The organism is Rhodovulum sp. (assembly GCF_011048875.1).
Taxonomy (GTDB): domain Bacteria; phylum Pseudomonadota; class Alphaproteobacteria; order Rhodobacterales; family Rhodobacteraceae; genus Rhodovulum; species Rhodovulum tesquicola.
The window spans coordinates 1-3,885 of record NZ_DSDD01000065.1; the positions used below are offsets into that span (position 1 = coordinate 1).

Genomic DNA, 3,885 nt, shown 5'->3' on the forward strand with positions numbered 1-3,885 from the left:
CAGGTCGATATGCTGGGGATGAGGCCCGGCCAGCGTCACCTCCATCCCCTGATCGAGCGCCTTCCGGATGAAACCCGTCAGCGAATGCGCCCCGGTCATGTCGAGCACCGGCACATCGGCAAGATCGAGGATCAGGTGGCGGGGCCGCGCCACGATGCGGTCGAGTACGCTTTCGATCACCGGGGCCGAGCCGAAGAAATAGGCCCCCGTAAGGCGCAGCACGACCGTCTGGCGGGTTTCGCCGCGATCCTCGGGGCGGGATTCGGTGTTGGTCTCGTCCATGGTGGCATCGACCCCGCTCATCTGCGCCATGCGGTGCAGGAAGACCAGCGCGCCGAGCGCGAGCCCGAGGATGATCGCCTCGGTCAGGTCGCGCAGGACGGTGGTCACCAGGGTTGCCAGCAGCACCACCGCCTCGGCGCGCGAGGTGCGGGCCAGCGTCACGATGGCCTTGACGTCGACCATGTGCAGCGAGACCGAGATCAGCACGCCCGCAAGCGCCGCGATGGGGATGGCGCTGGCCAGCGGGGCCAGCAGCAGCACCACGGCCAGCAGCGCAAGCGCGTGGATCATGCCCGCGACGGGGCCATGCGCCCCCGCGCGCACATTGGTCGCGGTGCGCGCGATGGTGCCGGTGACGCAGAACCCGCCGAAACAGGCCGCACCCATATTGGCGATGCCCTGCCCGATCAGTTCCACGTTCGAGCGATGCCGTCGCCCGGTCATCGAATCCGCCACCACCGCGGACAGAAGCGACTCGATCGCCCCCAGTAGTGTGAAGGCCAGCGCATCGGGCAGAACGGCCAGCACCTTGTCCCATGTGAATTCAGGCAGCGCGGGCATGGGCAGGCTCTGCGCGATGCCGCCAAAGGCCGAGCCGATGGTCGGCACGTCGAGCTTCAGCAGCCAGACCGTCAGCCCCGCCAGCGCGATCGCCGCCAGCATGCCCGGAAAGCGCGGCGCATAGCGGCGCTGCACCAGGATGAAGCCGAAGGTGCCGATTCCCAGCAGCAGGTTCAGCGGGCTGAGCGTAGGCAGCGCGGCCCACAGGACCGGCAGCTTGTCGAGGAAGGGGCCGGGTTCCGGGCCGTCGAGCGTGAGTCCCATAAAGGGCCGCATCTGGCTGGCAAGGATGATCAGGCCGATTCCCGCTGTGAACCCCACCGTCACCGGGTAGGGGATGTATTTCACGAATCCGCCCAGCCGGAACGCGCCCAGCGCGCTCAGCATCAGCCCCGACAGGAAGGTGGCCAGCATCAGCCCGTCAAGCCCGTGGCGCTGCACGGTCGCCAGAATCAGCACGATGAAGGCGCCCGCCGGCCCGCCGATCTGGTAGCGGCTGCCGCCCAGGAAAGACACGAGGAAGCCGCCCACGATGGCCGTGACCAGCCCGCGGTCGGGCGGCACGCCAGACGCGATGGCGATGGCCAGCGACAGCGGCAGCGCCACCACCGCCACGGTCAGCCCTGCGATCAGGTCGGCGCGGAACTGGCGCAGCCCGTAGCCCTCGGCCAGGACCGAAACGAGTTTCGGCGTGAGCTGGAGCAGGGGCGAGCTGTGCGGGGTCATGGCGCTCATCGACATCGGGATGTCCCGGATCCGGAAACGCCGACCCCTGCCTTGCGGTCGGGGCGGCGCGTTCGGGCCGAGTCGGCGGCAAACTATCGCGAAATCAGCATCGCGGAAAGGGGTCGGCCCCGAGCCGTTTTCAGGGCCGATGGGGAAAGACCACGCAGCCCGTTGCGGGATCGAGATCGCCGCGGCGGGTGCCACGCAACCACTCGGCGTCCTCGAACCCCGCACACAGCCGGAACGCGCCCCCGGCAAGCCTTTCGTAGCGATAGGGCGTGCCGGTAAAGGGATCTGCAAGGCGGATCTCGCGCGGGCAGGCATCACCCGGCACAAGGGCTGCGGGCAGGTCCCCGGTCCCGGCCAGACAATAGGCCAGGTCGGCCAGCGCCTGCAGATCGGTCAGCCGGGTGACGTCACGCTTTTCCATCCGCCCCTTGCCCGGCCCGCCCGTGGCCAGCAGGCCAAGCCCCACCAGCCCAACCACGAGGATGGCAAGCAGCGTGCGGGCAAGCGTCTCGGGCCGCATCATCGGGGTCCGCCATCTCGCCGCGGAAATAGACCAGCACAATGCCCGCCGTCACCGCGACCAGCCCCGCCTTGGCAAGGAAGCGCAGGGTCAGGTCACCGCCCAGCGCCGCGTAGATCACCGAGATCAGGTCGCCCAGCAGTGCCAGCGTGGCCAGAAACAGCGTCAGATGCCCGAACCAGCGCCGTACCGCCGACCGCCGAAGCCCCTGAACGCGCCGCGCCGCCCGGGTCGTGCGTTGGTTCAGGACCAGGAACAGCGGAAAGAACACCACGAGCGAGGCGATCGACCAGCGTATCGCATCGGCCGAATAATAGGTCGCAGGATCGGTCAGCGACGGAATCCAGCGGTCGACCAGACGGAAACCCAGCGCGGTGACATGCCAGGTGGTCATGGCAAGCGCGAGGAACATCAACCCGTAGACAAAGGCCTCGCGCGCCGAAAGATAGGGGCGCGGGCGCGGCACCGGAGGCAGGAAATCACCCTCGGCCCAGGCGCCCAGCACCTCGGCGGTCTCGGTCTCGGTTCAGCCGGCCGCGCGCAGGACCGCGGCGATCTCGGCGCGGCTGCGCCCGGCGGCCAGCGCCTCGGCCACGAATTGCGACAATTGCTCGGCGGGACGCATGGGCAGGCTCCGGGTCAGGCGCGGCCAGTCTGGCAGAACCGGGATGGCATGCCTTGATGCAGGTCAGCCCGGATCAGTCGCGCGGGCCGACATTCTGGGCAAGGGCCCTGTCGAAGGCGTCCTGTTTCTCGGGGCTTGCCTCGGTCTGGTGCGCGGCCTTCCAGTCGTCATAGGGCATGCCGTAGAAATCGGCGCGCGCCTCGGCCTGGGACATCGCGATGCCGCGCACGGCGGCGGCCTCCTGCACCCAGCGCGACAGGCAGTTGCGGCAGAAGCCCGCCAGGTTCATCAGGTCGATATTCTGCACATCGGGCCGATCCTCCATCAGGTGCCGGCGCAGCCTGCGAAAGGCGGCGGCCTCGATCTCGGCGCGGGTGGCGTTGTCCATGGTTGGTCCTCCTCCTGTCAAAGCCCGGTTTCGGCCAGCACCCCGGTCAGGATCGGCGCCAGCCGCTCGGCCCAGCCGATCTGGTCGGCCTCGGTCGCGATCACGTCGTTGCGCAGCTCGATCAGCACATTGGGCAACCCGTTCGCGATGGCGTGCCGGTCGATCGCATCGCCCGGCAGATGGCCGCCATAGGGCTCGTTCTCGCCCACGCACAGATCGGGCTCGCGCCGCAGCCGGTCGATCAGGGGCCGCGCCAGCCGGTCGTCGGCGGCATGCAGGATGCCGATCTGCCAGGGCCGCGGATCGCGCCCGGCAAGGCGCGGCGTGAAGCTGTGGATCGAAACGAAGACCGTGCCCGGACGCCGCGCCAGACGCGCCAGTTCCGCATCATAGGGCCGCCAGAACGCCGCCAGGCGCCGCTGGGTCTCGGCCTCGTCCACGGCGCGGTTCGCCGGGATCACGGTGCCGTCGTAAAGCCGCATCACCAGCGTCGGATCGTCCTCGCCCCGGTTCGGGTCGATCACCAGCCGCGAAAACCGCGTGGCCACAAAGGGCGCGCCCAGCATTTCGGCCAGATGCCGCGCCACGCCCTCCGCGCCCGGATCCCAGGCGATGTGCCGGACCATGTCGAGCGCTGCGATCCCCAGATCGCCCCCGTTCACCGAGGGCGGCACGATATTGGTGGCATGATCGCACGTCACCAGCCAGCGGGACATGCGCCCCGCCTCGATCGTCTCGAACGGCCGAAAGGTCATGTGCGTGTCATCTTTCACG

The 3,885-nt window shown here is 69.1% G+C and carries 5 protein-coding genes; all 5 read right to left on the minus strand.

Translation table 11 applies throughout. The features are described 5' to 3' along the window. On the minus strand, positions 1-1,578 hold a 1,578-nt coding region (locus tag ENN83_RS02225), incomplete at its 3' end, for a SulP family inorganic anion transporter (RefSeq protein ID WP_287183564.1). A 130-nt stretch (positions 1,579-1,708) separates the two neighbouring features. After that, positions 1,709-1,999, minus strand: a complete 291-nt coding sequence (locus tag ENN83_RS02230) for a hypothetical protein (protein ID WP_287183567.1) — start codon at positions 1,997-1,999, stop codon at positions 1,709-1,711. Next, positions 1,986-2,603, minus strand: coding sequence for a DUF5671 domain-containing protein (locus tag ENN83_RS02235; RefSeq protein WP_287183569.1), 618 nt, complete (start codon positions 2,601-2,603; stop codon positions 1,986-1,988). Before ENN83_RS02235 ends, ENN83_RS02230 begins: the two co-directional genes overlap by 14 nt. Before the next feature lie 193 nt (positions 2,604-2,796). Next, positions 2,797-3,111 (minus strand): DUF1244 domain-containing protein, encoded by a 315-nt coding sequence (locus ENN83_RS02240; protein WP_287183572.1) that lies wholly within the window; start codon positions 3,109-3,111, stop codon positions 2,797-2,799. 17 nt (positions 3,112-3,128) lie between these two features. Further along, positions 3,129-3,884 (minus strand): N-formylglutamate amidohydrolase, encoded by a 756-nt coding sequence (locus ENN83_RS02245; RefSeq protein WP_414707607.1) that lies wholly within the window; start codon positions 3,882-3,884, stop codon positions 3,129-3,131. Between the last annotated feature and the right edge of the window lies 1 nt (position 3,885).

Excerpts from the sequence above, each read along its gene's own strand:
- ENN83_RS02230 (WP_287183567.1), bottom strand. The coding sequence starts at position 1,999 with ATGGAAAAGCGTGACGTCACCCGGCTGACCGATCTGCAGGCGCTGGCC.
- ENN83_RS02240 (WP_287183572.1), bottom strand. The coding sequence starts at position 3,111 with ATGGACAACGCCACCCGCGCCGAGATCGAGGCCGCCGCCTTTCGCAGG.